Source organism: Microbacterium sp. K2 (genome assembly GCF_051365005.1).
In the GTDB taxonomy this organism is placed as follows: domain Bacteria; phylum Actinomycetota; class Actinomycetes; order Actinomycetales; family Microbacteriaceae; genus Microbacterium; species Microbacterium foliorum_B.
Genome location: NZ_JBLWII010000007.1, coordinates 1 through 21,815, shown reverse-complemented (window position 1 = coordinate 21,815; position 21,815 = coordinate 1). Strand labels below are relative to the sequence as shown.

Below are 21,815 nucleotides of genomic sequence, written 5' to 3'. Positions count from 1 at the left end.
GCTATGTCTGATGGACCCCTGATCGTCCAGAGCGATCGCACAGTGCTGCTCGAAGTCGCCCATTCCGACGCCGAGAGCGCCCGCCACGAGCTGGCGATCTTCGCCGAGCTCGAACGCGCGCCCGAGCACATCCACACCTACCGCATCACGCGGCTCGGACTGTGGAACGCGCGCGCAGCAGGGCACACCGCCGAAGACATGCTCGAGACGCTCGACCGCTGGTCGCGCTTCCCCGTGCCGCCGTCGGTCGCCGTCGACCTGCGCGAGACCGTGAACCGCTACGGACGCCTCGTGATCGAGCGTGACGACGAGGGGACCCTGATCCTTCGATCGACCGACCCCGCCGTGCTCGCCCAGGTCGCGAACAACAAGCGCATCCAGCCGCTGCTGATCGGCCACCCGGCACCCGACACGTTCGTGGTCGATGCGTGGGCGCGCGGGCAGATCAAGCAGGAGCTGCTGAAGATCGGCTGGCCGGCTGAGGACCTCGCCGGGTACACCCCCGGAACCCCTCACGAGATCGAGCTCGCCGAGGACGGCTGGCAGATCCGCCCCTACCAGCAGGATGCCGTCGACGCCTTCTCGAAGGACGGCTCGGGCGTCGTGGTGCTGCCGTGCGGCGCAGGCAAGACGATCGTCGGCGCCGCAGCCATGGCCGCCACCAAGACCACGACCCTGATCCTCGTGACCAACACCGTCTCGGCACGACAGTGGCGCGACGAGCTGCTCAAGCGCACGAGCCTCACGCCCGAGGAGATCGGCGAGTACTCCGGCCAGGCCAAAGAGGTCAAGCCGGTCACCATCGCGACCTACCAGATCCTCACGGCGAAGCGGAAGGGCGAGTACGCCCACCTCGCACTGCTGGACGCCCTCGACTGGGGCCTCATCGTCTACGACGAGGTGCACCTGCTGCCCGCGCCCGTGTTCAAGCTGACCGCCGATCTCCAGGCTCGACGCCGGATCGGCCTCACCGCCACGCTCGTCCGCGAGGACGGCCGCGAGGGCGACGTGTTCAGCCTGATCGGCCCCAAGCGCTTCGACGCTCCGTGGAAGCAGATCGAGGCGCAGGGGTTCATCTCCCCCGCCGTCTGCTACGAGGTGCGGGTCGACCTGCCGCCGGACGACCGGCTCGAGTACGCCGCCGCGACAGACGATGAGCGCTATCGTCTCGCGGCCTCCGCACCCGCGAAGATCTCGGCTGTGCGTGAGCTCATCGCCAAGCACGAGGGCGAGCGGATCCTGGTGATCGGTCAGTACCTCGACCAGCTCGACACACTGTCGCAGTCACTGAACGCCCCGCAGATCACGGGCTCCACGCCCATCGACGAGCGCGAGGAGCTCTACCGCGCCTTCCGCGAGGGAGACATCTCGCTGCTCGTGGTGTCGAAGGTCGCGAACTTCTCGATCGACCTCCCCGAGGCGTCCGTCGCCATCCAGGTCTCCGGTTCGTTCGGGTCGCGGCAGGAAGAGGCTCAGCGCCTCGGTCGGCTGCTGCGCCCCAAGCAGTCCGGGCACACGGCGAGCTTCTACACGCTGGTCGCCCGCGACACGATCGACCAGGACTACGCCCAGAATCGCCAGCGGTTCCTCGCCGAACAGGGGTACAGCTACACGATCATGGACGCGGACGCGATCGCGGCCTGACCACCTCGAGGGCCCTCCGCACAGCACCGCTACGCGGAGGGCGAAAGCGCCGCTCCGACGGATAGTCAGCATCCGCATGGCCGAAGTCACCATAATGGGGACATGACTGATGCGCGCATCCTGGTCGTCGACGACGAACCCAACATCCGCGACCTGCTCTCGACAGGTCTCAGCTTCGCCGGGTTCCAGGTGAAGACGGTGGCCAATGGCGCCGCCACCATCTCGGCGGTGCTCGAGGAAGAGCCGGACCTCATCATCCTCGACGTCATGCTTCCGGACATGAACGGCTTCAGCGTGACAAAGCGTCTTCGCGGCGCGGGTTTCACTGCGCCGATCCTGTTCCTCACCGCGAAGGACGGCACCGACGACAAGATCGAGGGGCTCAACGCCGGCGGCGACGACTACGTCACCAAGCCGTTCAGCCTCGACGAGATCGTCGCCCGCGCCCAGGCGATCCTGCGCCGCACCATGCAGGCCGACGAGGAGTCGATCATCCGCGCAGGCGAGCTGTCGATGGACCAGGACACCCACGACGTGCACGTGGGCAAGGAGTCGATCGAGCTCAGCCCGACTGAGTTCAAGCTGCTGCGGTATCTGATGCTCAATCCCAACCGCGTGCTGTCGAAGGCGCAGATCCTCGATCACGTCTGGGAGTACGACTTCAACGGGGATGCCGGCATCGTCGAGAGCTACATCTCGTACCTTCGTCGCAAGATCGACCCGCACACCGAGGAGTCGGTGATCCAGACGAAGCGCGGCTTCGGATACATGCTCAAGGTCGGCAAGTAGTCCGGCTCACCGCCGCACGCTGACGCCGCACAGCATCCGTCTCCAGGGAGGTCCGCATGGCGCACAAGCCTGACGCGATCACCAAGTGGTGGCGGTCGATCAGCCTGCGCGCCAAGGTGACGGGCGTCACGGTCGCCGTGCTCGCCCTGGGGCTGCTCGCGGCAGGCATCGGCACAGCGCCGATCCTGCGCAACTCGCTGGTCGACAACATCGATGCACAGCTGCCCGCCCTGGTGTCCGCCGATCTCGCGAATCGGTACTTCGAGGTGACGGTCGAAGACGGCAGGACCGTCTACACCCCCACCGACTCACCCCGTGACTTCTTCGTCGCGATCTACGATGCCGAGGGCGTGCTGCAGACGACCACAGGCAACTCGGCCAACGGAGCCCCGCTCTTCCCATCGTCGTACTCCCCCCTCGATGTGCAGGCCAACGAGGACACCCGGTTCACGATCGAGGGCACCAAGGGCTCGAGCTTCCGCGCGGCCGTCGCGCGAGTGCCGGGAGAGGGTGACGGGTCGCTGCGGATCCAGATCGTCGCGATGCCGCTCGAGTACGCGGATCGCATCATCAGTCAGTACTTCGGCATCTACATCACGGTCGCCTTCGTCACCATCTTCCTGGCCGCGCTGCTCACCCGAGGGCTCGTGACTCTGACGTTCAGAAGGCTCGGGCAGGTCGAGTCCACGGCGATGTCGATCGCCGCGGGCGACTTCACGCAGCGTCTCACCGATCTCGAGCCGACGACCGAGGTCGGCCGCCTCAACAGCGCGATCAACACGATGCTCGATCGCGTCGACGGATCTCTCGCGCAGCGGGACCGCACCGTGCAGCACATGCGTCGCTTCATCGGCGATGCCAGCCACGAGCTGCGCACGCCCCTGGTGAGCGTGCGCGGGTACGCCGAGCTCTACCGGATGGGCGCGATCAAGGGAGAGGAGGACACCGCACGTGCCATGGAGCGCATCGAGAAGGAGGCGATCCGCATGGGCGTGCTCGTCGAGGATCTCCTTGCGCTCGCGCGCCTGGACGAAGAGCGCGAACCCGAGATCGAGGCACTCGACCTCCGCCCCATCGCCCGCGACGCCGCCCTCGATCTGCGGGCCGCTGCTCCGGCGCGCACCGTGACCGTCGTCGATCGCACGGTCGACGCTCCGCTCATCGATGTCACCACTCGGTCGACGCCTGTCGTCCCCGCCGCACCCGAGATGCCGGCTCCGCGTGGGCTCTCGCGCGGTACGCTCGCCCGCCTGCGCCGTCGCTCGCGAACCTCCGCGGCGGACGTGCCCGCGATCGACTTCACCGAAGCCGCAGACATCCCCGTGCGCACCCCGCCGATCGTGCTCGGCGAGGAGAACAAGGTGCGTCAGGTGGTGACGAACCTGCTCGGCAACGCGCGTCGCTTCTCACCCGAGGAGAGTCCGATCGAGATCGTCGTCGACGCGGATCGCGTGCGAGGCACGGCGAGCATCGCGATCGTCGACCACGGCGAGGGTATCCCACCCCAGATCCGCGAGCAGATCTTCGAGCGCTTCTGGCGCGCCGACACCTCGCGAGCACGCGAGACCGGCGGGTCCGGACTCGGGCTCGCGATCGTGTCATCCATCGTCAAGGCGCTGCACGGAAGCGTCGCGGTGTCGGAGACGCCGGGTGGCGGAGCGACCTTCACCGTCACCCTGCCCCTCGCCCCCTCACGCGCGACGCCCGCCCACCTTCTGGAGGACACTCAGCCGCTCGAGCGACTGGATCTCTGACCGCCCACCCTTCGCAGTTCTGCACGGCGCTTCTGCACGTCTACGGGCATCCGCGGGTTCTCCACAGCGGGCGTCGGGAGGTTCACGCGCCCCGCATTCGGGAATCTCCTCTCCCCTATCGTCAGAGCACCAATCGAGAGGAGTTCCCATGTCCGTCATCACCGTCGACACCGAAGCCGTAGGTGCCGCGCAAGGCGCGGCGCTGGCCACGATGGAGCGCCTGCAGACCGAGTCCGCGACGCTCATGTCGCAGCTCACCCAGCTGCAGGCAACGTGGGTCGGCACTGCATCGGCCGCATTCCAGTCGTGTGCCGAGGAATGGCGAGGAGCGCAGCTGCACGTCGAGCAGGTGCTCGAATCGATCGGGCACTCGCTGGGCAGCGCGGCGACACAGTATGCAGACGCCGATCAGTACTCGGCGAGCCTGTTCCGCTGATCCACGGGTTCGATCACCCGCGAACGCAGAAACGCCCCGACCGAGGTCGGGGCGTTTCTGTCAGTGCTGATGGATCAGAAGTCCATGCCACCCGACGGGTCACCCATCGGAGCAGCAGCCTTCTCAGGCTTGTCAGCGACGACGACCTCGGTGGTGAGGAAGAGAGCCGCGATCGACGCTGCGTTCTGCAGAGCCGAGCGGGTCACCTTCGCCGGGTCGATGATGCCTGCGGCGAACATGTCGACGTACTCACCCGTTGCCGCGTTGAGGCCCTGGCCCGAGGGAAGCTCAGAGACCTTGTTCGCGACGACGCCCGGCTCGAGACCGGCGTTGAGGGCGATCTGCTTCAGCGGAGCCTCGATCGCGACGCGAACGATGTTCGCACCGGTCGCCTCGTCGCCCGTGAGCGAGAGAGCGTCGAGGGCCTTGGTGCCCGACTGGATCAGCGCGACGCCACCACCGGGGACGATGCCCTCCTCGACGGCTGCCTTCGCGTTGCGAACGGCGTCCTCGATGCGGTGCTTGCGCTCCTTGAGCTCGACCTCGGTTGCCGCTCCCGCCTTGATGACGGCGACGCCACCTGCGAGCTTGGCGAGGCGCTCCTGCAGCTTCTCGCGGTCGTAGTCGCTGTCGGTGTTCTCGATCTCGCGACGGATCTGCGTGACGCGACCCTCGATCTGGTCTGCCTCACCGGCACCCTCGACGATCGTGGTCTCGTCCTTGGTGACGATGACCTTGCGAGCGCGACCCAGCAGGTCGAGCGTGGCGTTCTCGAGCTTCAGGCCGACCTCTTCGGTGATGACCTGACCACCGGTGAGGATCGCGATGTCCTGCAGCTGCGCCTTGCGACGGTCGCCGAAGCCGGGAGCCTTGACGGCGACCGACTTGAAGATGCCCTTGAGCTTGTTGAGCACGAGAGTCGCGAGAGCCTCGCCCTCGACGTCCTCGGCGATGATGACGAGCTCCTTGCCGTCCTGGATCACCTTGTCGACGATGGGCAGAAGGTCCTTGATGTTCGAGATCTTCTGGTTCGCGATGAGGATGTAGGCGTCTTCGAAGACAGCCTCCTGGCGCTCGGGGTCCGTCACGAAGTACGGGTTCAGGTAGCCCTTGTCGAAGCGCATGCCCTCGGTGAGCTCGAGCTCGGTGCCGAAGGTCTGCGACTCCTCGACGGTGACGACGCCCTCCTTGCCGACCTTGTCGATCGCCTCGGCGATGAGCTCGCCGATGGCGGGGTCAGCAGCGGAGATCGATGCGGTGGCGGCGATCTGCTCCTTGGAGTCGATCTCCTTCGCGCTGGCGAGGAGCTCCTCGGTGATGGCCGCGACGGCCTTCTCGATGCCGCGCTTGAGCGAGATCGGGTCAGCGCCGGCTGCGACGTTGCGCAGACCCTCGCGCACCAGAGCCTGAGCGAGCACCGTGGCGGTGGTGGTTCCGTCGCCGGCGACGTCGTCGGTCTTCTTGGCGACCTCCTTGACGAGCTCCGCACCGATCTTCTCGTACGGGTCGTCGAGCTCGATCTCCTTGGCGATGGAGACACCGTCGTTCGTGATCGTGGGGGCGCCCCACTTCTTCTCCAGCACGACGTTGCGACCGCGCGGGCCGAGGGTCACCTTGACAGCGTCGGCGAGGATGTTGAGGCCGCGCTCGAGGCCGCGTCGGGCCTCCTCATCGAAAGCAATGATCTTTGCCATGAGTTTTTTCGTCCCTCCTGGACGTAGACGTTGGGTTTAGCACTCAGAGTGAGAGAGTGCTAACGCCATTCTGGCACTCGACCCCATCGAGTGCAAGCTGCGCCGACGGACCGCGCGGCGGTCTACGGGGCAGGAGAGTCTGCAGGCGTCTCCGGCGTGGTCGTCGCACGATCGAGTCCGATCACGACCGTCAGCTGCTTCGCGCCCGTGTCGTTCAGATCGGAGTAGAAGTCGCTCTGCTCGACCTCGGCACCGCCGATCAGGTTCGCGAGCCCCAGGGCCGCGAGCTCGTCTTCTTCTGCGACGTAATAGACGGTGGTCGTCGAGAAGTCCTGGCTCGCGCTGTCGCTCGCGAACACGACATCGGCGGCCCAGCCGTTGTTGATCAGCACATCACGCATCTGCTCGTCGAGACCCTCGCCCGGCGACGCGTTGAGGATCATCACCGAGTATGTGACGTCGACGACACCGGTCTCGACTGGCGCCGGGCTCGATGTGGGCACAGCCTCTGGGAAGAGGCTGATGCGCCCCATCACCACGAGCGAGCCGAAGATGCCGCCGATGATGAGCACGAGAGCAGCCACGAAGGACCACAGGAGGACCACCCAGCCGTTCATCCCGGGGGCTTCGGCGCGATGCGCTCCGACGCGTCCGGACGATCGGGGGACGTCGTCGAATCGATCTCGGCTGAGCTTTGACACTCCTCGATGCTAATGGCACCGACCCGTGTATCCGCATCGAGCGGCACCGACGCGTGGCGCGGGACTCGTCAGCCCACGAAGCCCGGGGTGCGTGCGGCGCGCTGGAACGACCTGGCATCACGGATGCGACGCAGCCGTCGCACGAGCATCGGGTCGTACTCCAATGCGGCCTCCGACTCGATCAGGCGACCGAGGAGCTGGTAGTAGCGGGCCGCGCTCATGCCCAGTTGAGTGCGGATGACCTCTTCCTTCGCACCACTGTGCCGCGGCCACGCGGTCTCGAGCGCGAGGATCGCGCGATCACGCTCGCTCAGATCTCCCAGCATGTGACCAGATTAGGTCGCGGAAGCGCCGACTCCGGTGCGCCACTCCCACCATCTGCCGAGCGGATCTGCCGCCGCGCGCACCTCCCCGTCGAGCGCCACGACGAAGCCGGGCCACTCCTCGGCGAGCACGGGGGGCTGCCATACGTCCAGCAGCGCGGGAGGATCTATCGTCACCCAGCGGGCGTCGAGAGCTCTGATGCGCTCGACGAGCGCCGTGCGCGTCTCTCTCGGGATGTGCACGAGCACGCCGGGGGTCGTGATCACGAGAGTCGCACCCCGGGGCGCCTCGGCTGCGAGCGCGTCGATCCTCTCGAGCGCGTCTCCGGCGACGAGGCGGGGCGGATCGGATGCCGCGATGTCGAGCGCCGCTCGCACCCGCTGCTCGCGCCCTTCCTCCCCCGGCCAGACGAGTCCCTGAAGCCAACGACGATCTCGGTCGTCTCGTGCATCGAGCGGCGCGAGGTCGATGCCGGCGCGCCAGGCGATGTCCGGCATCCTCACGGCGGGGAGTGGCCCGTCGACTCTGCTCTGCAGCACGACGGGGCTCGGTCCGTCCGCCGGATCGAGTGCCGCGCGCATCCGACCGTCGGCCCCGACGAAGCGGTACGAGTAGCGATCGGGATAGAGGCACAGACCGGCCGAGGCCCCGACTTCGAGCAGGGCCATCGGTCCGTCGATCTCCGACAGCACCGGGAGCAGCGGGGCGAGCCGGAGCGGCTCGTTGGTCTGCAGGCGCCGATCGCCGCATTCGCGCACGATCTCGTCGGCGCGGGCGAGCACGAACGCACGCCAGGCGCCGTAGCGGCCGAGGCCCACACCCAGCATCCGCGTCACGGCGAACACGAGCGGCGGCTGCCTGCGGTTCTCCGGAATCCGAGCGAGCACCCGCTGCATCTCGGGGTCGTCCGCCACACCGGACGCCCACTCGACATACAGGTCGCTGCGCCCCGGGGCTTCCTCATCGGCGAAGCGCCGATAGCGCAGCCGCACGGCATCCGTCATGCGTCCATTCTCTCGTGACGCCGAGTGCCTCTGAACGCGAGAGAATGGAGCAGACCCCAGGAGGACCTATGTCGTACAGCGTGGACAAGACCGAAGAAGAGTGGCGCAACGAGCTCGGCGAGGAACAGTACGCCGTGCTTCGCGAAGCCGCGACCGAGCGTGCATGGACGGGCGAGCTGCTCGACGAGGGCCGCGCCGGCCTCTACACCTGCGGCGCGTGCAATGCGGAGCTGTTCAAGAGCGGCACCAAGTTCGACTCCGGATGCGGGTGGCCGAGCTTCTACGAATCGATCCGCCCCGACGCGGTGCAGCTCATCGAGGACACGACCCTGGGCATGGTGCGCACCGAGGTGCGCTGCGCCAACTGCGGCTCGCACCTGGGGCATGTCTTCCCCGACGGCTTCGGCACGCCGACCGGCGACCGCTACTGCATGAACTCCATCGCCCTGAACTTCACGCCCGAAGAGTCGTGAGCGCCCTCGAGGCCGTACGCGCACGGCAGTCCTCCTCGAAGGTCACCGACGAGGCGCCCTCGCGCGACGAGCTGCTGAAGCTCGTCGCCGCCGCCGGACGCGTCGCCGACCACTCGTCGCTGCGCCCGTGGCGCCTGATCGAGCTGCGCGGATCCGACCGAGAGCTGCTGGGCGCCGCGATCGCGAAGGCCGAGGGCGACAAGTCCCCCTCGACGAAGCCGCTTCGCGCTCCGCTGCTGATCGCGGTCGTCGCCAGCTACCGCAAGAGCGAGAAGGTGCCCCGCTGGGAGCAGGAGGCCGTGGCCTCGGGAGTCGCCCACATGCTCAGCCTGCTGCTCGACGAGGCCGGATTCGGGGTGCTGTGGCGCACGGGCCACTACACGCGCTCGAAGGCCGTCGCGAAGGCCCACGGACTCGGCAAGAACGAGGAGCTGCTCGGATGGCTGTACGTCGGCGGCAAGCCCGCCGGCCGCAGGCCCGGTCGTCGCAAGCCCGTCGATGCCCGCGGTCTCGTGACGCGGATGCCGAAGCCCAAGCCGAAGGCGAAGAAGAAGCAGTAGGTCAGCTGCGCCTGCGGCGGGGCAGCGCGACGGCGACGGATGCCACGGCGACGACCACCATCCCGACGATCTGCCAGGGCGCTGGCCCTGCGGCGGCTGGCCAGAGCAGGTCGATGATCACCGAGGTCGCGAGCTGACCCAGCACCGATCCGAGTCCCATCAGCAGCACGCCGGTGTGCGCGACGATGAAGGTGCCGAGCAGGATGTATGCGGCACCGAGGAATCCGCCGAGGTACAGCCACGGCTCGGTCGGCGGCACGTCGGGTGCACCCCGCACCGCGATGCTGATGCCGGCGGCGACCAGCAGGGCGACGGTGCCGGCGATGAAGCTCATGAACGTCGCCGCGAGGGGCGAGTGCACCCGCTGCGACAGACGGCCGTTGGTCGCGGCCTGCCAGGCGATGCCGACGCCGGCCGCGAACGGCAGGAGGAGCATCCAGAGCGGCGCCGTGGTCAGGACGTCTCCGCTCAGCGAGATGCCCACCGCGGCGAGCGCGAGCGCTCCGCCCAGCACGCGCCCCGGCGTGATCGCGACGACGCCGGCCGGACCGAACCCGATGCGGTCGAGCACGAGCCCGTGGAGGGTCTGTCCTGCGACGACTCCCACCGTGAACAGCGAGACGCCGAGCACTCCGGCCGTGATGCCCTGAGTCGAGACGGTGAGTGCGCCGCAGGCGCCGCCGAGCAGCATCCAGAACGGGATCGACCGATCACGGATGCCGCCGAGCAGGCGTCCGACGCCTCGACGCGCCGAGGGGACGCAGGCGATCACCGCCGCGAGAGCCGCGAGACCCACCGCGAAGGAGATGAGGCCGGCCACGATGCCGTTGTCGACCTCGACGCCGAGCACGCCGTTGATGCGCGCCTGGATCGCGGTCATGACTCCGATGGCCACTGCTCCGCCGAGCGCGAGGGGCGGAGGCAGTCGACGGGCCTGGGTCACCTGTCGACCCTAGCCGAGCGTCGGCCGCCTTCCCGTCGGGCGCACGATGTCGGTGGCCGGGCGTACCCTGACGGCATGTGCGCGAGTTACGGACTTGACCCCCGGTTCACCGACACCGAGCTCTTGGCCGCCGCCGACGAGGCGGTGCTCGACGGTCTCCGTGGCTGGGCCGAGCAGAACGCGCGCGAGACCGTGCGCCCCACAGGCAGGAATCTGCGCAACCTCAACCCGATCGTGGTGCAGCCCGAGGGCGAGCCCGTGCTCGAACCCGCCTGGTGGGGGTTCCTGATCGGTGGAGAGCCCTCGAAGTTCCCGTCGATCAACACGCGCTCCGAGCGCCTGCAGGAGCGCCCCGGCGGGTTGAAGACCCGGGCTCTCGTGCCGGCGACGAGCTGGTACGAGATGAAGAAGCCCGAGCGCGTCTGGCACGAGTTCGTCGTCGACGACGGTGCGCTCTTCGGGATGGCGGCCGTCACCCAGCGAGGGCGAACGGCCGACGGCGAGTCCTTCACCTGCTACTCGATCGTGATGCGCCCGGCTCCGCCGCATCTCGCAGGCATCCACGATCGGATGCCGCTGCTGATCCCCGCGGCGCTGAGCGAAGACTGGCTGACCGCCCAGCCCACCAAGGAGATCATCGACGAGGCGCTGCTCGCGGCGGCCGGGATCGACGAGCGAGTTCAGGCTGCGCCCCGGGCAGACGACAAAGGCGCGGATCGGCTGTTCTGAGCATGGACTCGACACAGTTGGGCGCTGCCGCCACTGCGCGTGCCGAAGAGCTTCCCGGTGCGGCGCGCGACAATCCGTTCGGCCCCGAGTGGGACGTCTACAAGGTGCGAGGGCGTGTCTTCCTGCTGATTCCCCTCGACGGCACAGGGCGCGTGACGCTCAAATCCCACCCCGACGATTCCCTCGCGTTGCGCGAGACGTTCCCCGACATCGTGCCCGGCTATCACATGAACAAGAAGCACTGGATCACCCTGATGCCGGGGCCGTCGCTCGAAGAGGACCTCGTGACCGAGCTCGTCACCGAGTCGTACCGACTGGTGGTCCAGAAGCTTCCCCGAGCGCAGCGTCCGGTCGACCCCGAGCTGTTCGGGCGTCCCGACGTCTGAGGCGGCCAGGCCCACAGTATCCGCCGAGAGGATGACTCCTGACGTTCATGGAACGGTACCCAGGGGGGACGCGAGGGCGATGCGCCGGTCGATAGCGTCGTAGACATGATCACAGCAGAAGGCCTCACGAAGAGATTCGGAGACAAGACAGCCGTCCAGGACGTGTCGTTCACGGTGCAGCCGGGCACGGTCACGGGGTTCCTCGGGCCGAACGGCGCGGGCAAGTCCACCACGATGCGCATGATCGTCGGCCTCGACCGGCCGACCTCGGGCATCGCGACCGTCGGCGGGCGCGAATACCGCAAGCTCCGCGCCCCGCTCACCGAGGTGGGAGTGCTGCTCGACGCCAAGGCCGTGCACACCGGCCGCACGGCGCGCAATCACCTGCGTGCGATGGCGGCGACCCATGGCATCCCCGCATCCCGCGTCGACGAGGTCATCGATCTCGCCGGCATCGGTCCCGTCGCCCGCAAGCGTGCGGGCAAGTTCTCGCTCGGCATGGGCCAGCGGCTCGGCATCGCCTCCGCCCTGCTCGGCGATCCGCACACGCTGATCCTCGACGAGCCGGTCAACGGTCTCGACCCCGAGGGTGTGCGCTGGGTGCGGCAGTTCGTCCGTCATGCCGCTTCCGAGGGACGCACCGTGCTGCTCTCCAGCCACCTGATGAGCGAGATGGCGCAGACCGCCGATCACGTCATCGTGATGGGCCGGGGGAAGGTGCTCGCCGACGCTCCGCTCGAGGAGCTCGTGCGCGCCTGGACCACCAACACCGTGCGCGTACGCACGCCCCGAGCAGCCGACCTGGCTGCCGCAGTCGGCGGCCCGTCGGTAGAGATCGTGAGCTCGGCTCCCGATCTGATCGACATCGTGGGTCTGCCCGCGTCACGCATCGGAGACCTCGCCGCGGAGCGCGGCATCCCCCTGCACGAACTCACCCCGACCACCGGATCGCTCGAAGACGCGTATCTCGCCCTCACCGGCGACTCGGTCGAGTACCGCACCAAGGAGATCTCATGACCGTCCAGGCTCCTCCCCTCCGCCGTCAGCATGTCGACACCGGCCACCGTCTCTCGTTCGTCCGGGCGGTGCGCGGCGAGTGGATCAAGCTGGCCACGCTCCGATCGACCTGGTGGTCGATCGGCATCGCGGCGATCCTCACGATCGGCATCGCCGTGCTCATCGCTCAGGCGATCGACATGCCGGGCTTCGAACCGATCCAGGCCGTCGTCATGCCGATCCAGTTCACGATGCTGCTCGCCGGCATCCTCGGCGCGATCTCGGTGACCGGCGAGTACTCGACCGGAATGATCCGCTCGACGCTGGCCGCCAACCCGAAGCGCGGATCCGTGCTGGGCGCCAAGGCGGTCGTCGTCGGTCTGTTCATGTTCGTGTCGTCGCTGGTCATCTTCGCGGCAGCGGCTGTGGCGGTCTCCGCGGTCGTCGCCTCGCGTGATCAGGGCATCGACTGGGGCGACCCCGCAACGTCGATCCTGCCCATCGTGGTCTCATCGCTCGCGATGGCCGTGTTCGCCCTGATCGGGGTGGCGTTCGGTTTCGTCCTGCGCTCGGGCGCCGGAGCGATCGCCGCAACCGTCGGTCTGCTGTTCGTGCTGCCGATCGTCGCGAGCTTCTTCGCGGTCGCCGGCGAGGCCTGGGCCTGGGTCATGGATGCAGCGAACTACCTCCCGGTGGCCGCAGCCCAGAGTGCGATCCTCCCCGAGGGCGCTGCTCTCGAGGGCCCGGCCGCATATCTCACGCTCGCCGGCTGGGTCGCTGCGGGCATGCTCGCAGCCTGGGCCGTTCTCCGCACTCGCGATGCGTGATGCGAGATCGCCACACGATGAACCCGCGTAGAGTCGCCCGGTGACCCGCACGCGCAGCCGCAGCACCTCAGTCCGCGAGGACGAGGGGCTGCGGCTGCCGCGTCCCCCGGGCGTCCTGCGTCGTTTCTGGGCGCGGCATCCGGTGGTCGCCGACGTCCTGATCGCGCTCGTGTGCCTGTTGCTCTCGCTCGTTCCGGCCGGTGTCATCACCCGCGACCTCCCGATGCCTCTCGCCATCGGCGTCGCGATCCTGGTGCCCGCGTCGGTCGTCGCAGCCTGCGCGACGCTCCTGTGGCGGCGCCGTCGGCCGCTCGTGCCGTTCGTCGCATCCTTCGCGCTCGAGGCCGGGTTCCTCTTCGCGCTGCAGCCGATCGGCTCGCCGCTGCTGCTGGTCACCTGTTACTCGCTCGCCGTCTACCGTTCGTCGCGGGCCGCGTGGACAGGCTTCGGCATCGCCCTCGCGTCGCTCGCCGCGTTCGGCGGCCTGCTCGTGCTCTCCGGCGTCATCACTCTGCAGATCGCCGCGAACGCGGTGATCATGTCGCTCGTGCTCGGCCTGATCGGCACTCTCATCGGCGTCAACGTGGGCGGGCGCAAGCGCTACCTCGCCGCCGTGATCGACCGCTCCCGTCAGCTGCTCGTCGAACGCGATCAGCAGGCTCAGCTGGCCGCCGCGGGAGAGCGCGCCCGCATCGCCCGCGAGATGCACGACATCGTCTCGCACTCGCTCACCGTGATCGTCGCGCTGTCCGAGGGCGCGGCTGCGACCCCCGACCAGGAGCAGGCGCGATCAGCGGCATCCTCCGCCGCCGAAACGGCCCGCAGCGCGCTCACCGAGATGCGTGCGATGCTCGGCGTGCTCCGAGCCGACGATTCGCCGCTGCCCCTGGCACCCCTCGAGCCGACGCCGCCTCAGGAGACCGTCGCTGCGGCGCAGCGAGCCGGCTTTCCCGTGTCGCTCTCGGTCAACGGAGCCACCTCGCTCTCCCCCGCCCTGGCGCACGCGGTCGGGCGCATCGTGCAGGAGGGCGTCACGAATGCCATGAGGCACGCTCCGGCGGCCACGTCGATCGAGGTGCGACTCGTGCACGCCGCGGATGCGGTGACCATCGAGATCGCGAACGACGGCGTCGTCGGCCCTGTCGGGTCATCGGGGTTCGGCCTGCGCGGTCTCGCCGAGCGTGCAGCGCACTCGGGAGGAACCATCACTTCCGAACCCGTCGACGGCGGGCGGTGGATGCTGCGCGCCGAGCTCCCCACGACGTCACCGGCAGCGACAGACAGCGAACCGAAGGAGAGACCATGACCGATCCGATCAGACTGCTCCTCGTCGACGACCAGGCCCTCATCCGTGTGGGATTCCGGATGGTGCTCGACGCCGAGCCCGACATGGTCGTGGTCGGCGAAGCCGCAGACGGGCACGACGCCATCGCACAGGCGACCGAGCTGCACCCCGACCTGGTGCTGATGGACATCCGGATGCCGGGGCTCGACGGGATCGCCGCGACCGAGGCCATCGTCCGCCAGCACCCGCAGACCCGCGTGCTGGTGTTGACGACGTTCGATCTCGACGAGTACGCCTTCGGTGCGATCCGCGCCGGGGCGAGCGGTTTCCTGCTGAAGGACGCCCAGCGGCACGAGATGATCGCGGCGATCCGCGCCATCCACAGGGGTGATGCCGCGCTCTCGCCACGGATCACGCGGATGCTGCTGGAGCATGTGACACCGACGCTCGGTGCGACGCCCGCTGCACCGCAGACGCCTGCGATCGACGACATCACGGCGCAGCTCACCGACCGTGAGCACGACGTCTTCGTCGAGATCGCGCGCGGACTCACGAACGCGGAGATCGCCCAGGCGCTGTTCGTCAGCGAATCGACCGTCAAGACGCACGTCGGCAGGATCCTCTCGAAGCTCGGATCCCGTGACCGCATCCACCTGGTGATCCTGGCGCATCGTCTCGGTCTCGTCGACGACGACGCTCTGCCCTCCGGTCCCTAGCTCGGGGCGGAGGGCAGAACGAGGGCCCTCAGGCCTTCGCCGAGGTCCACTCCGAGACGCGGTTCAGAGCCTCGACCTCGTCAGGGGCCAGATCGAGCCGCCCGCCGGCGAGGAGATCGGGAACCTGCTCGACCGTGCGAGCGCTCGCGATGGGCGCGGCGACCGTCGGCTGAGCACGCAGCCAGGCCAGCGAGGTCGCGGCGATCGAGGCGCCGTGCGCGTCGCCGATCTCCTCGAGGGTGTCGATGATCCGCAGCCCCGCCTCGGTCGCGTACTTCGCCGCGCCCGACGCACGCGGAGACGTCTGCCCCTCGACATCGACCGAGCGGTACTTGCCGGTGAGGAAGCCGCTCGCCAGCGAGTAGTAGGGCACGAGACTGAGGTCGAACTCCTCGGCCACCGGGATGATCGTCTCCTCGACGTCGTTCCGATGCACGAGGTTGTAATGCGGCTGCACCGCGACCGGACGATCGACGCCGGTGCGACGGGCGATCTCGACCCACTCGCGGATGCGGTCGGCCGAGTAGTTCGACACGGCGACATGCCGAACCAGGCCGTCGTCGACGAGCCGCGCGAACGCGCCCACCGTCTCCTCGAGCGGCACACTCTCGTCGTCGTAGTGGGCGTAGTAGAGGTCGATCGTGTCGACGCCGAGGCGAGCGAGCGAGGCCTCGGCGGCCCTGCGCACGTTCGACGCCGAGAGGCCCGTGAACTCCGGGTGCTGGCTCACCTTGGTCGCGACGACGAGGCTCTCCGGCTTGCGGGATGCGAGCCACTCGCCGATGATCGTCTCGCTCTCGCCGCCCGAGTTGCCTGGCACCCAGGCGCTGTACACGTCGGCAGTGTCGATGAAGTCGCCACCCCCGTCGACGAACGCGTCGAGCACCGCGAACGATGCATCGCGGTCGGCCGTCCAGCCGAACACGTTGCCGCCGAGCGAGAGGGGGAAGACGTCGAGATCACTGTGTCCGATGAGAGTCATACTCGGGACAACCCGTGACCTGCTCGCGCTATTTCCCGTGTGACGATGTGTGACATGTCATAGCCCGTGCGGGCACCGGCGGGTGCAGCCCGACCACCGGGACCCGACCGCGCACGCGGGTGCTTCGTGGCCCGGACGTGGCATTGAGCGTGTTCGCTACAGTAAGCCGGGTGCACGGATACGCGGAACGCTTCGACTTCGACCGACAGACCATCAGTGGCTGGGTGTTCGACGCGGAGACGCAGGACAACCGGGATGTTCGCGTGGTCGCAACCTTCGACGGTGACGCCGTCGGGGAAACCAATCCGAGCGGCTCCCGTGGTGATCTGCTGAAGATCACGAGCCAAGACACGACGTTCTCCCTACAGTGTTCACGACGAATCACCGCGCTCGATGTCGTTTCCGGCCGGCTTGTCGTCACCGCACACAGCGACGGCAGATCGCATCCGATGAGCCTCGGGAATGACGGTCTCGCCGTCCTCAAGAAGGCTGCCGTCGAAGAGCTCGATGGAGTGTCGTCACCCGCCCTGTGGTCTCGGGCTGAGCGTGACGCGGTCAAACCACTGGTCGAGGCGGGCAACCTGTCCCCCATGCTCCTCCCGGCAGGGTTGCCGTCGATGGATGGGTCGGCGGTCATCGGGCTGCGCGGGCATCTCTTCCTCACCGGTGGGAGCAACTCTCTGCTTTCCCTCTACCAGGAACCCGTCGACGACGCGCTCATGTCGCGAGTCGACCGTTGGATGGACGTGCTCGACCAGCGACGAGAAGAATGCGACGCACGTGGGATGCGGTTCGTGCAGACCATCATTCCGGAGAAGCTGACCGTCCTGCGCGACGACGCACCTCTCGATATCGAGGGTGCGAGCCCCGTTCTCCAAGAGATCGAGAGCAGGCTGCGCGACGCCGACTTCTACGTCAGCGGCCTCTTCCCCTTCGAGCAGTGGAGCGATATCGACGATCCGTACCTGATGACGGACACGCATTTCTCGGCGGTCGGCGCTCAGAGGATGTTCTCTGCCCTGGCCGCTCAGATCGACCCGCAGCTCGTGCCTCTCACGGACGCCGTTCGCATGTACCAGTTCAGGTATGCCGTCGGTGACCTCACCGGGCGCTTCGGGCTGCCCGTCTACTCGCGGATCGTCGAGCCGAGCGACGATGAGCTTGCCGCCTACGCGGGCGGCATCACGATGGTCGAGAAGCACTTCCCTGCCGAGGGTGGCATGAGGGGCCGGCGGTTCCGGTGGACCAACAGCACCGCTCCGAGCCCGCTCAGGGTGCTCGTCTTCGGCAACTCGTTCTTCGGGACCGGCGACTTCGCCGGCTACCTGTCGTGGTGGGGAAAACACCTGTTCCGAGAGTTCCACTTCCACTGGGGACCGGACGTCGACTGGGATCTCGTGGATGAACTGCGACCTGACGTCGTGCTGGGTCAGACGGTGGAGCGATTCCTCAACCGAGTGCCCGCGGTATAGAGATCACAGGCCCGCATCCCCGGTGATTCCAGGGCGTACCACGAGGACGACTATACGATCGCGCTCGCGATGGCGCTTCGCGAGCTGCCAGGCCTAACCCTGGCTGGTCAGTCCTGAGCCCGGCTCTTCGACCCAGCGGCAGCCGCGGAACGACGAAAACCCCACTCTGCCCGAAGGTACGTGGGCGTCTTCTTCATCTTGAGGGCCCATGTTCGAGGCAGCCCGATGGATCGTGCCGGTGATCCTATCGAACGAGCAAGCGATTGTCTGTAGGCCAAAATGCTGACAGCGCCGGACACGAGCGCGCCGATAATGTTCGTATATGAAGCAACCACCACCGCCTGAGATCGCGAAGTACCTGATCTCCAGACGCGCCCTGCTAGTCGGCGCTGGCGTCGCAGTCGGCGCTGCCGCTCTGGGTGTCGATGCATTTGATGCCACACCTGCACATGCAGCGGCAGGCATGCGCCATCCGCTCGACGCACCGTTCGAGTACCGCGACGTATTCGGTCTGCGGAAGCATCCGGTCACCGGGGTAATCAAGCTGCACGAGGGCCAGGACTACGGAAAATATCACGTCAACTCATGGTCGGGAGCGCCGATCCGGGCTATAACCGGTGGAACCGTCGTTCTCAATGAGGTCTGGGGCGGAGGTGGCAACGTGATCCGGATTCGACATGCGGACAATCACACCTCGACATATATGCACATGCTGAGCCGCTCGCCCCTCAGCGTGGGTACCACCGTAGCGGTCGGCGCCGTCCTGGGCCAGATTGGCAACACTGGCACCTGGACCACGGGCGCACACCTGCACCTGGAAGTGCGCACGCCCGCTGGTGCCGCAATCGACCCAGTTTCGTACATCAACAACAGCCCCGGCTCGCCCGAAACCCCCACCACCAAAGAGGACAACATGGAAGCAATCGTCAAGGTTCCCACAGGCGCAATCGTTCACCTTCGCACTGGAGGAAAGACCGATTTCGGCAGCGTCGAGCAATACAACGCCTTCCGGATGCAAGTGAACACCCTTCGGAGCCTCGGCGCCACCGATCTGATGCCCCTTCCGGAGCTCGCCACGGTCCCAGGCATCACTTGGGAGACGTTCACCTTCTTGGCACAGTACATCGGTGCACCCACTCAGTAGGTCCTTTCACGGAGGAAGACCCCCACCAGGCCCGAAGGCTAGGTGGGGGTCTCTCGTGCGCGCTGCGCTCAGCGGACGTCGCGGCGCAGGAGGGCGCCCGGCGTTGGCACATTCGGCACGGTGACCGCAAAGCCGAACAGGCTCGACAGTAGAGCAAACCGGCGGTGATGGGGTCGTGATCTCGGTGATGTCGAACGCCGCCGTCGGGCCGTCAACGACAAACCAGGAAGGAGCCGTGCCTGGCGTGCGATCGACAAGACGAGCTGCGTCGACGAGGGTCAGCTATCGCGGGTCGTGCACGCGGATGTCCGGCGGCGCCGCCTCAACGAACACGGAAGTCAGACGCCGTCATCGTCCTTCGAATGGCTGCATCCCGACGGCCATCAGCTCGCATCTCGGGCACGCCGCCTGAAACCATGAGTAAACAACGAACCGCCCCGATTCCGAAACGGAACCGGGGCGGTCTTCTTCGTTTTGACCTGAGATTTCTGGTGCCGACTACAGGACTTGAACCTGCAACCCCCGTATTACAAGTACGGTGCGCTACCAATTGCGCCAAGTCGGCGGATGCCTCCCAGCTTAGCGATGGGCGGCGGGCGGCGACGAACTACGACGCGGGAGTCTCCGAGGGTGCCGGCTCCGTGGTCACGGTCGGTGCCGGCGTCGGGGTCGGCGTCTCCGTGGCGTAGTAGGCGTCGCTGGCGACGGTGAGCACGAACTGTGAGAACTCGCTCGGGTCGTCGAGCGCGCCGACGTAGGCCTCGCCGTTCACGACGATCATGGGAGCCGCGGTGAGCACGAGATCATCCGAGCCCACGAGCGGGCCCTCGAGTGCGCGCGAGGTGGCTTCCTTCGCCCACGTGACGTAGTCCTGGTTCTCGATGCACGACCGGACGCTCTTCACGTTGTCGGAGCCGACGGCGCCGGCGATCGCGGCGAGCTCCTCGTCGGAGAAGCCGTCGGTGTTCACCTCCGGCTGGTCGTCGAGCAGGTCGTGGTTGAACGCGTAGAACTGCGCGGGCGAGTGCGTCGCGACACAGGCCGCGGCCGCCGCCGAGCGAAGCGAGTACTTGGTGCCGTTCGAGCTCGCGGTGAGCAGCGCGACCGGGTGGTAGGTGACGGTCGCCGCGCCTTCGGAGATCCAGTTGACGAGCTGCCGCGCGTTCGCACGCTCGAACTCTCCGGCGTCCGGAGACAGGTAGTCGACGTAGATGTGGATGTCGACCGTGCTCGACGTGGTGGGCTCCGGAGTGGGCGCAGCCTCGCCACCCGCTTCGGTCTCCCCCGGGCTCGGGGGTGCGACGGTCTCGTCGGACATCGCCGACGCACTGATGTCCGAGACGAGGATGCCGTCGTCGTCCATACCGCCCGGGGTGAGCTGAGGCTTCGACACCTGCGCCGAAACGGCGAGGGTGATGGCGGTTCCGATGGCACCGACGGCGACGATGGCGATCGCGCCGAGGATGATCCGTCGCATCACGCGCGCCCTCGACTGCTGGGCGTGCACCTTCTGGGCCTTCTCCCGCACAGCCTCACGCGTATTGCGAGTGCTGGGGACGTTCGGCGTCTCGTCGCTCGACATCGTTCCTCTAGACAGTCTCAGGGGGGCAGGGTGGCCCCGGACGCCACTCGGGCGGCGAACGCCGCGAAAGGCGGCCGAGATCGATGTTAACCAGCCAGGCTGAGAAATACCCAGATGGACGGGCTTCTGCCATACTGATTCCGACCCAATGAGGGGTCACGGCGGATCACTCCGCCGCTCTATCACTACGGATCGTCCGGCACGTACCTGCCGGTGAAGGAGAAACACAATGGCATCTGTGACTTTCGACGAGGCCACCCGCCTCTACCCCGGCGGAACCCGCCCGGCTGTCGACAAGCTCAACCTCGAGGTCGCCGACGGCGAATTCCTCGTCCTCGTCGGCCCGTCCGGCTGCGGAAAGTCCACCTCGCTTCGTATGCTCGCCGGCCTCGAAGAGGTCAACGCCGGCCGCATCCTCATCGGTGACCGCGACGTCACCGACGTGCCGCCGAAGGACCGCGACATCGCGATGGTGTTCCAGAACTACGCGCTGTACCCGCACATGACCGTCGCCGAGAACATGGGCTTCGCGCTCAAGATCGCCGGCGTCGGCAAGGAAGAGCGCGCGACCCGCGTTCTCGAGGCCGCGAAGCTGCTCGACCTCGAGGAGTACCTGACCCGCAAGCCGAAGGCCCTCTCGGGTGGCCAGCGTCAGCGAGTCGCGATGGGCCGTGCGATCGTCCGTCAGCCCCAGGTCTTCCTCATGGACGAGCCGCTGTCGAACCTCGACGCCAAGCTGCGCGTCCAAACCCGCACGCAGATCGCGTCGCTGCAGCGCCGTCTCGGCGTCACCACGGTCTACGTCACGCACGACCAGACCGAGGCGCTCACCATGGGCGACCGCATCGCCGTGCTCAAGGACGGCCTGCTCCAGCAGGTCGGAACGCCGCGCGACCTGTACGAGAAGCCCGAGAACGTGTTCGTCGCCGGCTTCATCGGCTCCCCCGCCATGAACCTCTTCAGCGCAGACCTGGCTGAGGGCGGCGTGCGCTTCGGCACCGAGATCGTCCCGCTCGACCGCGACACCGTCGGCCGCGCCAACGGCTCGCAGGTCACGGTCGGTGTGCGCCCCGAGGACATCACCGTCGGCCCCGCCGACGGCAAGGGCCTCTCGGTCGTCGTCGACCTCGTCGAGGAGCTCGGCGCCGACGGCTACCTCTACGGGCACACCGAGATCAACGGCAAGCGCGCCGACCTGGTCGCACGTGTCGACGGCCGCAGCCACCCCAACGCCGGCGAGACCGTCACGCTGGCTGCGAACGCGGGCCACGTGCACGCGTTCGACATCGAGTCGGGTGTGCGCCTGAACGACAAGCCGATCGTCTCTGCCTGATCGGATCCACAGACGCGGCGCGGGCTGACTTCGGTCGCCCC

Annotated in this window: 22 protein-coding genes and 1 tRNA gene; 15 read left to right on the top strand and 8 right to left on the bottom strand. The window is 67.6% G+C overall.

All coding sequences use genetic code 11. The annotated features are described in order from the left end of the window. The first annotated feature begins 3 nt into the window (after positions 1 to 3). The 4 genes from ACLKOY_RS16625 (at position 4) to ACLKOY_RS16610 (ending at position 4,623) form a co-directional block, all read left to right on the top strand. Entirely contained in the window at positions 4 to 1,644 is a 1,641-nt protein-coding gene (locus ACLKOY_RS16625; protein WP_436454616.1) for a DNA repair helicase XPB, read from the top strand. Between the two features lie 102 nt (positions 1,645 to 1,746). After that, positions 1,747 to 2,433, top strand: a complete 687-nt coding sequence (locus tag ACLKOY_RS16620) for a response regulator transcription factor (protein ID WP_042539813.1) — start codon at positions 1,747 to 1,749, stop codon at positions 2,431 to 2,433. Between the two features lie 56 nt (positions 2,434 to 2,489). Further along, positions 2,490 to 4,187, top strand: coding sequence for a HAMP domain-containing sensor histidine kinase (locus ACLKOY_RS16615; RefSeq protein WP_363575030.1), 1,698 nt, complete (start codon positions 2,490 to 2,492; stop codon positions 4,185 to 4,187). 148 nt (positions 4,188 to 4,335) lie between these two features. After that, the gene (locus tag ACLKOY_RS16610) at positions 4,336 to 4,623 is read left to right on the top strand and encodes a WXG100 family type VII secretion target (protein ID WP_042539808.1); all 288 of its coding nucleotides are present in this window, start codon (positions 4,336 to 4,338) and stop codon (positions 4,621 to 4,623) included. A gap of 74 nt (positions 4,624 to 4,697) precedes the next feature. Here the strand turns inward: ACLKOY_RS16610 and groL are convergent, their stop codons facing one another. The 4 genes from groL to ACLKOY_RS16590 all read right to left on the bottom strand — a co-directional run bounded on the left by groL (position 4,698) and on the right by ACLKOY_RS16590 (position 8,346). After that, complete coding sequence (groL, locus tag ACLKOY_RS16605; protein WP_042539806.1) at positions 4,698 to 6,317, bottom strand: chaperonin GroEL; 1,620 nt, start codon at positions 6,315 to 6,317, stop codon at positions 4,698 to 4,700. A gap of 122 nt (positions 6,318 to 6,439) precedes the next feature. Further along, positions 6,440 to 7,018, bottom strand: coding sequence for a LytR C-terminal domain-containing protein (locus tag ACLKOY_RS16600; protein WP_436454615.1), 579 nt, complete (start codon positions 7,016 to 7,018; stop codon positions 6,440 to 6,442). Positions 7,019 to 7,086: 68 nt separating this feature from the next. Then, the gene (locus ACLKOY_RS16595) at positions 7,087 to 7,344 is read right to left on the bottom strand and encodes a DUF3263 domain-containing protein (protein ID WP_436454614.1); all 258 of its coding nucleotides are present in this window, start codon (positions 7,342 to 7,344) and stop codon (positions 7,087 to 7,089) included. Positions 7,345 to 7,353: 9 nt separating this feature from the next. After that, positions 7,354 to 8,346 (bottom strand): DUF2332 family protein, encoded by a 993-nt coding sequence (locus ACLKOY_RS16590; RefSeq protein WP_436454613.1) that lies wholly within the window; start codon positions 8,344 to 8,346, stop codon positions 7,354 to 7,356. Positions 8,347 to 8,414: 68 nt separating this feature from the next. On the opposite strand from ACLKOY_RS16590, the gene msrB reads away from it, so the two are divergent. Continuing rightward, positions 8,415 to 8,819: a peptide-methionine (R)-S-oxide reductase MsrB gene (gene msrB / locus ACLKOY_RS16585; protein WP_363575021.1), complete on the top strand. Its 405-nt coding sequence runs from the start codon at positions 8,415 to 8,417 to the stop codon at positions 8,817 to 8,819. After that, the gene (locus ACLKOY_RS16580; protein WP_436454612.1) at positions 8,816 to 9,379 is read left to right on the top strand and encodes a nitroreductase family protein; all 564 of its coding nucleotides are present in this window, start codon (positions 8,816 to 8,818) and stop codon (positions 9,377 to 9,379) included. The genes msrB and ACLKOY_RS16580 overlap by 4 nt, the downstream gene beginning before the upstream one ends. Before the next feature lies 1 nt (position 9,380). Here the strand turns inward: ACLKOY_RS16580 and ACLKOY_RS16575 are convergent, their stop codons facing one another. Further along, the gene (locus ACLKOY_RS16575) at positions 9,381 to 10,322 is read right to left on the bottom strand and encodes a DMT family transporter (protein ID WP_436454611.1); all 942 of its coding nucleotides are present in this window, start codon (positions 10,320 to 10,322) and stop codon (positions 9,381 to 9,383) included. Between the two features lie 75 nt (positions 10,323 to 10,397). Between ACLKOY_RS16575 and ACLKOY_RS16570 the strand changes: the two genes are divergently transcribed. The 6 genes from ACLKOY_RS16570 to ACLKOY_RS16545 all read left to right on the top strand — a co-directional run bounded on the left by ACLKOY_RS16570 (position 10,398) and on the right by ACLKOY_RS16545 (position 15,261). Then, positions 10,398 to 11,051 carry an SOS response-associated peptidase family protein gene (locus ACLKOY_RS16570; RefSeq protein WP_436454609.1) on the top strand — a complete coding sequence of 218 codons (654 nt, stop codon included), beginning with the start codon at positions 10,398 to 10,400 and terminating at the stop codon, positions 11,049 to 11,051. A gap of 2 nt (positions 11,052 to 11,053) precedes the next feature. Continuing rightward, a complete protein-coding gene (locus ACLKOY_RS16565; RefSeq protein WP_436454608.1) occupies positions 11,054 to 11,437 on the top strand; it encodes an MmcQ/YjbR family DNA-binding protein in 384 nt (127 codons plus the stop codon). A gap of 105 nt (positions 11,438 to 11,542) precedes the next feature. Further along, positions 11,543 to 12,454, top strand: coding sequence for an ABC transporter ATP-binding protein (locus ACLKOY_RS16560; RefSeq protein ID WP_042539792.1), 912 nt, complete (start codon positions 11,543 to 11,545; stop codon positions 12,452 to 12,454). Next, entirely contained in the window at positions 12,451 to 13,260 is an 810-nt protein-coding gene (locus ACLKOY_RS16555; protein ID WP_436454607.1) for an ABC transporter permease subunit, read from the top strand. The genes ACLKOY_RS16560 and ACLKOY_RS16555 overlap by 4 nt, the downstream gene beginning before the upstream one ends. 40 nt (positions 13,261 to 13,300) lie before the next feature. Further along, positions 13,301 to 14,566: a sensor histidine kinase gene (locus ACLKOY_RS16550; protein WP_436454606.1), complete on the top strand. Its 1,266-nt coding sequence runs from the start codon at positions 13,301 to 13,303 to the stop codon at positions 14,564 to 14,566. Continuing rightward, a complete protein-coding gene (locus ACLKOY_RS16545; RefSeq protein ID WP_436454605.1) occupies positions 14,563 to 15,261 on the top strand; it encodes a response regulator in 699 nt (232 codons plus the stop codon). The genes ACLKOY_RS16550 and ACLKOY_RS16545 overlap by 4 nt, the downstream gene beginning before the upstream one ends. Before the next feature lie 28 nt (positions 15,262 to 15,289). Here ACLKOY_RS16545 and ACLKOY_RS16540 read toward each other — a convergent pair whose 3' ends face one another. Further along, a complete protein-coding gene (locus tag ACLKOY_RS16540) occupies positions 15,290 to 16,243 on the bottom strand; it encodes an aldo/keto reductase (RefSeq protein ID WP_436454604.1) in 954 nt (317 codons plus the stop codon). Between the two features lie 449 nt (positions 16,244 to 16,692). On the opposite strand from ACLKOY_RS16540, the gene ACLKOY_RS16535 reads away from it, so the two are divergent. Next, positions 16,693 to 17,715 (top strand): alginate O-acetyltransferase AlgX-related protein, encoded by a 1,023-nt coding sequence (locus tag ACLKOY_RS16535; RefSeq protein WP_436454603.1) that lies wholly within the window; start codon positions 16,693 to 16,695, stop codon positions 17,713 to 17,715. A gap of 322 nt (positions 17,716 to 18,037) precedes the next feature. Next, positions 18,038 to 18,859, top strand: a complete 822-nt coding sequence (locus ACLKOY_RS16530; RefSeq protein WP_436454602.1) for a M23 family metallopeptidase — start codon at positions 18,038 to 18,040, stop codon at positions 18,857 to 18,859. A gap of 489 nt (positions 18,860 to 19,348) precedes the next feature. Here the strand turns inward: ACLKOY_RS16530 and ACLKOY_RS16525 are convergent. After that, positions 19,349 to 19,424 (bottom strand) — tRNA-Thr (locus ACLKOY_RS16525). 42 nt (positions 19,425 to 19,466) lie between these two features. Continuing rightward, positions 19,467 to 20,441, bottom strand: a complete 975-nt coding sequence (locus tag ACLKOY_RS16520; RefSeq protein ID WP_436454601.1) for a thioredoxin domain-containing protein — start codon at positions 20,439 to 20,441, stop codon at positions 19,467 to 19,469. 229 nt (positions 20,442 to 20,670) lie between these two features. Between ACLKOY_RS16520 and ACLKOY_RS16515 the strand changes: the two genes are divergently transcribed. Next, on the top strand, positions 20,671 to 21,774 hold the full coding sequence (locus ACLKOY_RS16515; protein ID WP_363574995.1) for a sn-glycerol-3-phosphate ABC transporter ATP-binding protein UgpC: 1,104 nt from the start codon (positions 20,671 to 20,673) through the stop codon (positions 21,772 to 21,774). Positions 21,775 to 21,815: the final 41 nt, after the last annotated feature.

Bases quoted from the DNA above. Each gene is read 5' to 3' on its own strand.
- ACLKOY_RS16610 (WP_042539808.1), top strand. From the start codon at position 4,336: ATGTCCGTCATCACCGTCGACACCGAAGCCGTAGGTGCCGCGCAAGGC.
- groL (WP_042539806.1), bottom strand. From the start codon at position 6,317: ATGGCAAAGATCATTGCTTTCGATGAGGAGGCCCGACGCGGCCTCGAG.
- ACLKOY_RS16540 (WP_436454604.1), bottom strand. From the start codon at position 16,243: ATGACTCTCATCGGACACAGTGATCTCGACGTCTTCCCCCTCTCGCTC.
- ACLKOY_RS16530 (WP_436454602.1), top strand. From the start codon at position 18,038: ATGAAGCAACCACCACCGCCTGAGATCGCGAAGTACCTGATCTCCAGA.
- msrB (WP_363575021.1), top strand. From the start codon at position 8,415: ATGTCGTACAGCGTGGACAAGACCGAAGAAGAGTGGCGCAACGAGCTC.
- ACLKOY_RS16595 (WP_436454614.1), bottom strand. From the start codon at position 7,344: ATGCTGGGAGATCTGAGCGAGCGTGATCGCGCGATCCTCGCGCTCGAG.
- ACLKOY_RS16625 (WP_436454616.1), top strand. From the start codon at position 4: ATGTCTGATGGACCCCTGATCGTCCAGAGCGATCGCACAGTGCTGCTC.
- ACLKOY_RS16520 (WP_436454601.1), bottom strand. From the start codon at position 20,441: ATGTCGAGCGACGAGACGCCGAACGTCCCCAGCACTCGCAATACGCGT.
- ACLKOY_RS16560 (WP_042539792.1), top strand. From the start codon at position 11,543: ATGATCACAGCAGAAGGCCTCACGAAGAGATTCGGAGACAAGACAGCC.
- ACLKOY_RS16615 (WP_363575030.1), top strand. From the start codon at position 2,490: ATGGCGCACAAGCCTGACGCGATCACCAAGTGGTGGCGGTCGATCAGC.
- ACLKOY_RS16590 (WP_436454613.1), bottom strand. From the start codon at position 8,346: ATGACGGATGCCGTGCGGCTGCGCTATCGGCGCTTCGCCGATGAGGAA.
- ACLKOY_RS16620 (WP_042539813.1), top strand. From the start codon at position 1,747: ATGACTGATGCGCGCATCCTGGTCGTCGACGACGAACCCAACATCCGC.
- ACLKOY_RS16565 (WP_436454608.1), top strand. From the start codon at position 11,054: ATGGACTCGACACAGTTGGGCGCTGCCGCCACTGCGCGTGCCGAAGAG.
- ACLKOY_RS16570 (WP_436454609.1), top strand. From the start codon at position 10,398: ATGTGCGCGAGTTACGGACTTGACCCCCGGTTCACCGACACCGAGCTC.
- ACLKOY_RS16545 (WP_436454605.1), top strand. From the start codon at position 14,563: ATGACCGATCCGATCAGACTGCTCCTCGTCGACGACCAGGCCCTCATC.
- ACLKOY_RS16555 (WP_436454607.1), top strand. From the start codon at position 12,451: ATGACCGTCCAGGCTCCTCCCCTCCGCCGTCAGCATGTCGACACCGGC.
- ACLKOY_RS16515 (WP_363574995.1), top strand. From the start codon at position 20,671: ATGGCATCTGTGACTTTCGACGAGGCCACCCGCCTCTACCCCGGCGGA.
- ACLKOY_RS16535 (WP_436454603.1), top strand. From the start codon at position 16,693: ATGAGCCTCGGGAATGACGGTCTCGCCGTCCTCAAGAAGGCTGCCGTC.